Consider the following 5,567-nt stretch of genomic DNA (forward strand, 5'->3'; position numbering starts at 1 on the left):
TCAAACCACGAGGCTCGCGCGTCGACACCACTCCCCTTCTCGACCACCGATGCCTCGATGGCCCAGCGGCTGTAAGGGCCGGCGCGAACCCGCGGCGCGGGAGGCTTGAGCAGCGCAACCCGCGGCCCGACTTCATCGCGGAAGAGGGCGAAGCGTCCCAGCCCCCACGATTCGGCGGACACCGATCGCGCGGCCGGGTCCCGATCGGCGCCGGCCCATTGCCAGCCGCCCGAATCGAGTCGATAGAGACCGACCCGATCCAGCGACGCGCCCGCGGGCGCCACGATGCGCACCCGCGCGGGGTGGCGGAGCGGGTGTCGAGCTGGCTCTACCTGCCACGCGCCACCCACCGGGATGAGGCCGCTCTGTCCTCGGGAGGGGGCTGCATATGCAAGGATCGTCGCGTCCTCGAAGAGCGCCCCCGCCGCAAAGCCTACCCGCAGTCCTCCCGTGTCGTCCGCAAGCTCGAACGCGTCGGAGGAGGAAGCGCGCCGCGCCCACACGAACCCCCCGCGTCCCGCGGACTCCCCAGCGGAGCCTACGGGGCGCATGGCGACAGGCAGCCGCACCGTCTTGACGGCGGCGCTTTTCGGCACCGAAAAATTCGCGCACCACATGCGGCCGGCCCGCGTCGCGCGCCGCGCCTCCTCGCCCACCTGGAAATCGAGCCCGCCCTTCGCGGCGCGGAACGGGAAGCTCACGCGAAGAAATCCTCCGGGGAACGATGCAAACGCAGCCGACGTCTCGCTCCACGGCTCCTCGCCGCGCCACCATCCCGGGGTCACGGGTGGCGGCGGCTCCCCGGGCAGAAGCACGATGCGCCGTGTGACCACGGCGCCCGCAAGGTCGCGCGCCCAGACCCGGAGGATGCGCGGCGGATCGCCGGGGCGAATCTCGATCGTTCCGGCCTCTTCGCCCGAGGGAGCGTCGGAGTGCACGACGCGAGGGCGGAAGCCGGCAGCGGACCACAGCATGAGGCCCATGTTGCCGGTCACCCGGCCCGTGTCGTAGACGTAGGCCGCTTCGGGCATGTCCGTGGCCCACGAGACGCTGTCGAAGCGGCATTCCGTGGCGCGGCCGTCCCACTCGATGCCCATCGACCAGGGCACCATACGCCCCGATCCGCTCCGCAGGCGGTCGCGCCCCGCAACGATCGCGCGGAGCCGCCCAATCGCCCGCACGGTATCCCTGCGAGAAAGACCGACCGTGAGAGGCCCGGAACGGTCCCCCACCTGCGAGGCCTCATCAAGCGGCTCGAGGGTGAGGGTCGTTAATTCCGGGGGAATGCGATCCGCGACCGCCATGCCCGCGCGAAGCGGATTGTAGGCCGTGTCTCCGCGCCGAACCTCGAAGTGGAGATGCGGTCCTCCCGCCCCGCTCTCACCCGACCAGGCGATGACCTCACCCGCGCCCACGTGGAATTGCTTGGGGTGGAGCCACAGATCCTGCTCGTACTGCCGACTCGAGTCCTGCGCGCTTTGCACGTACTCGCCCACACGTCCAGCGAAAGCGTCGAGATGCCCGAAGACGAGTATGCGGTCGTCGGGGGTGCGCAAATATAGGGCTCGGCCGTAGCCGACGCCGGAAGCTCGCACGCGCTCGATCCAGCCGCTTTCCGGGGCGAGGACCGGACGGCCCACGCGGCGCGCGGTGCCAAGGTCGATCCCCGCGTGGAAATGGCCGCCACGATAATCGCCGAACCCCGCCTTGAAGATGAGCGGCCCGCGGAGCGGGGTCTTCTGAAACTGCGCGGCGAAGGGGGGCGGCTTGGTCGCGGACCTGCCGGAGGGTGCGGCGGCTCCGTGCGCCGGTGGGAAGAAGGCAACACCGAGCACCGCCGCCAGGAGCATGATGAGCGGTTGCGTCGTCATCGGGGTGATAGTATTTCTCTTACCCTAGGACGATCGAATACGCAACCAAGGAGAGCCCCATGCGATACGTCGATGGCTATGTATTGCCCGTACCCAAGAAGAAGATGGATGTCTACCGCCGCATGGCGCAGAAGGCAGCCAGGGTCTGGCGGGATCACGGCGCCCTGGAGTATCGGGAGTGCGTCGGCGACGACCTCAGGGTGAAATGGGGGGTTCCGTTCCCGCGCGCGGTCAAGCACAAGCCAGGCGAGACGGTGGTCTTCGCGTGGATCGTGTTCAAGTCCCGCGCGCATCGCGATCGCGTCAACGCCAAGGTCATGAAGGACCCGCGGCTCGCGAAGATGATGAAGCTGGACCCGATGCCCTTCGACAGCAAGCGCATGGTCTACGGCGGGTTCAAGATTCTGGTCGACGCGTAGCTAACCGTTGATGGTCAGCATCCCTGCCTGGGGATAACGGTCCCCGGCGGTGACGCCTCTGGGCGCGACCTCGGCAATCCGCTCCAGGTCGGCGGGGGTCAGCGTGATTTCCGGCGCGCGCACGTTCTCCTCCAGGAAGGAGCGGTGCTTGGTGCCGGGAATCGGCACGATGTCCTGCCCCTGGGAGAGGAGCCACGCGAGCGCGAGCTGGGTCGGCGTGCAGCCTTTCTCCCGGGCGATCTGCTCCACCCTCGAGACCAGCTCGAGGTTCTTCTGGAAGTTCGCACCCTGGAACCGCGGGTGGTTGCGGCGGAAGTCATCGGCAGGCAAATCCTCGAATTTCTTGAATCGCCCCGAAAGGAAACCGCGGCCGATCGGGCTGTAGGCGACGAATCCGATGCCGAGCTCCCGGCAGGTCGGAAGAATTTCTTCTTCCGGATCGCGGCTCCAAAGCGAGTACTCGGTTTGCAGGGCGGTGATCGGATGAGTCTTGTGGGCCCGACGGATCGTCGCCGGGGACGCCTCCGACAGCCCCAGATAGCGGACCTTCCCTTCGCGGACGAGCCCCGCCATCGCGCCGACCGTGTCCTCGATGGGAACGGTCCGGTCCACACGATGCTGATAGTAGAGGTCGATCGTATCCACGCCGAGACGCTTGAGCGACGCGTCGCACGCAGCACGGACGTACTCGGGACGTCCGTTGACCCCCAGGAAGCCCCCGTCCGGGCCCCGCACGTTGCCGAATTTAGTGGCGATCACGACCGGGTCGCGGCGACCCTTGATCGCCCGGCCGACAAGGAGCTCGTTCTTGAACGGACCATAGATGTCCGCCGTGTCCAGGAATGTGACACCGAGCTCGATCGCGCGTTGGATCGTGCCGAGGGACTCGGAATCGTCGGACGGCCCGTAAAACTCCGACATCCCCATGCATCCCAACCCAAGGGCTGAAACCTCGAGCCCCTGTCGTCCCAGCTTGCGCTTCTTCATCATCATGGATCCCCTCTTTTCGGGCATCGTCGGGGACGGAGGTCCCCACCGGCGCCATTTGTGGGAGCAGACGGCCCCATGCCGCGGCTCCACATGGCATGACGTTTTGGATGCGCGCAGGCACGGGAGCGGCGTGTCCCATCTCGGCCGCCCTAGCCTCCTCTGGTACAGCCCGGAGGCTTGGAATTTGGGGCAAACGGCCCTCGAGATCCGTTCACCGGGCCCGGCCCCAAGTCTAGCCTAGCTTTGCGGTTCGGTCCGCACGTCCCGAAGCCGCCCGCGCCGCTGGCACGCCCCTTGAGTCTCCATACCTGGGAGACGCACCTGCATCGTGTGCTAACGCCGCGCTGCCAGCATCGGCGTGGCGATCCGTGAAAAGGAGGAGGCTATGAGAAACAATTGGGATGGCGAGGCCGACCTCGATGACCCGGTCACCATAACGGAACGGCAATTGCGTTCTCTCCGGCGGGGCGCCCGAGCCGGCGTGCTGGCAATTCTGCTGGCGCTGGTGGCTTTGGTCGCGGCCGGATGGAGCATGATGATGGGTCCCGATGCGCTCGCGGGCCTCGATGGGATCCAAGACGTGAAGATGAAGATCCTTTCGGCTATCGGTCACCCCGAATACGCAGAAAACCATCGAGATCAGGCGCCGGCCGCTGACCGTTCGTGGTCGCCGGACACGTCCAAGACGATGGCGCGGGATTCCAGCGAATCGCGACTCGGCGTGTCGAGCAGCCGCTGAGCCAGCTATCGGGGCCCCGGCTTCAGGCCGGGGCCCTGGACTTTCCCCCGCGACGCCGCGCGAACCCTCCCCATGGACGCCCGCATCCATAGTTGACGTAGCGCAACTTCTCTCGAAGTCACCTTCCGTTCCAGCTGCAGTCAGAAGGAGACGCGCCATGCCCTACGCAACGGTCGGCAAGGAAAACTCAGGCAGCATCGATCTCTATTACGAGGACCACGGCGCGGGCAAGCCGGTCGTACTGATCCACGGTTGGCCCCTGAGCGGTCGTTCCTGGGAGAAGCAGGTCTCCGCGCTGCTCGACCCGGGCCACCGGGTCATCACCTACGATCGCAGAGGATTCGGCGGCTCGAGCAGGCCGGCGTCGGGCTACGACTACGACACCCTCGCCGAGGATCTGCACAAGATCATGACGAAGCTCAACCTGCGTGACGCCACGCTGGTTGGCTTTTCGATGGGTGGCGGCGAAGTGGCGCGCTACCTCGGCACCTACGGATCCGATCGGGTGAGCAAGGCGGTCTTCATCGCCGCGATCCCTCCCTTTCTTCTCAAGACCCCGGACAACCCGAGCGGCGTGGACGGCACGGTTTTCGACGGGATCAAGAAGGGCATCGTCGCGGACCGGCTGGCGTTTCTTTCCGCTTTTCTCTCAAATTTCTACAATGTGGATGTCTTGGGAGGCAAGCTGATCAGCGACCAGGCCGTTCAGTTCAGCTGGAACGTCGCGGCCGGCGCCTCCCCCAAGGGCACTCTGGATTGCGTCTCGGCGTGGCTGACCGACTTCCGAAAGGATCTCGCGCGCATTGACGTGCCCACGTTGGTCATTCACGGTGATTCCGACCGGATCGTTCCTCTCGCCGCCACCGGAAAGCTCACCCACGAGCTCGTCAAGAAAAGCCGACTGGCGGTGATCGAGGGCGGACCGCACGGCCTGACCTGGACCCACGCCGAGAGGGTCAACATTGAGTTGCTGGAGTTCCTTGGGCAGAAGAAAGACTCGGCGAAGAAACTCGCGGGGGCTGCCAGGTAGGAGGCGCGCTGAGCGGTAGGACGATCAATTCCGCTGGTGCTCGAGGAGGGCCAGCCGTCGCGTGCCCGGATAGGGCCGTGTCGGACGCTTGATCACAGCCCACAAGATCCGGTTGAACTGCTCCTCGTTTGCCCGGTCCTCGCGCCGCAGATCCAATCGCCGCGACGCGTGCGCGGCGGCTGTCCCTGGCGGATTACGCTCGTCGAGCGGGACGCCGGGGGCGATCGCGGCGTATGGCTTCGGATCGGGCGCGACGGCGAAGATCCCGGACAGCGGGCTGCCGAAGTAGTCGAACTGCGAGAGCGGCTCAAGGTGCAAGAGATCCGCAATCGTCGCGATCACGTCGGTCGTATTCGCGAAGCGATGAACCACCCCGGGCCGGTTATAGGCGGAGACTACGAGCAAAGGCGACCGGTGGGAGTCAACGTGGTCGGGCCCGTCCTGCGCGTCGTCCTCGAGCACGAACACGACCGTATTATTCCAGAATGGTGAATGGGACAGCGCGTCGATAACGCGTC

At 66.2% G+C, this 5,567-nt stretch carries 5 protein-coding genes; 3 read left to right on the forward strand and 2 right to left on the reverse strand.

All coding sequences use genetic code 11. The features are described 5' to 3' along the window. Positions 1–1,871 (reverse strand): M23 family metallopeptidase (locus E6K76_12185; protein ID TMQ56776.1); only part of this gene is annotated, 1,871 nt, incomplete at its 3' end. Between the two features lie 59 nt (positions 1,872–1,930). Between E6K76_12185 and E6K76_12190 the strand changes: the two genes are divergently transcribed. Further along, on the forward strand, positions 1,931–2,290 hold the full coding sequence (locus tag E6K76_12190; protein TMQ56777.1) for a DUF1428 domain-containing protein: 360 nt from the start codon (positions 1,931–1,933) through the stop codon (positions 2,288–2,290). Here the strand turns inward: E6K76_12190 and E6K76_12195 are convergent, their stop codons facing one another. Beyond that, positions 2,291–3,277, reverse strand: a complete 987-nt coding sequence (locus E6K76_12195; GenBank protein TMQ56780.1) for an aldo/keto reductase — start codon at positions 3,275–3,277, stop codon at positions 2,291–2,293. 388 nt (positions 3,278–3,665) lie between these two features. Between E6K76_12195 and E6K76_12200 the strand changes: the two genes are divergently transcribed. Next, positions 3,666–4,019 carry a hypothetical protein gene (locus tag E6K76_12200; GenBank protein ID TMQ56778.1) on the forward strand — a complete coding sequence of 118 codons (354 nt, stop codon included), beginning with the start codon at positions 3,666–3,668 and terminating at the stop codon, positions 4,017–4,019. A 157-nt stretch (positions 4,020–4,176) separates the two neighbouring features. Then, positions 4,177–5,049 carry an alpha/beta hydrolase gene (locus E6K76_12205; GenBank protein TMQ56779.1) on the forward strand — a complete coding sequence of 291 codons (873 nt, stop codon included), beginning with the start codon at positions 4,177–4,179 and terminating at the stop codon, positions 5,047–5,049. The last annotated feature ends 518 nt before the right edge of the window (positions 5,050–5,567 follow it).

This window comes from Candidatus Eisenbacteria bacterium, assembly GCA_005893275.1.
In the GTDB taxonomy this organism is placed as follows: domain Bacteria; phylum Eisenbacteria; class RBG-16-71-46; order SZUA-252; family SZUA-252; genus WS-7.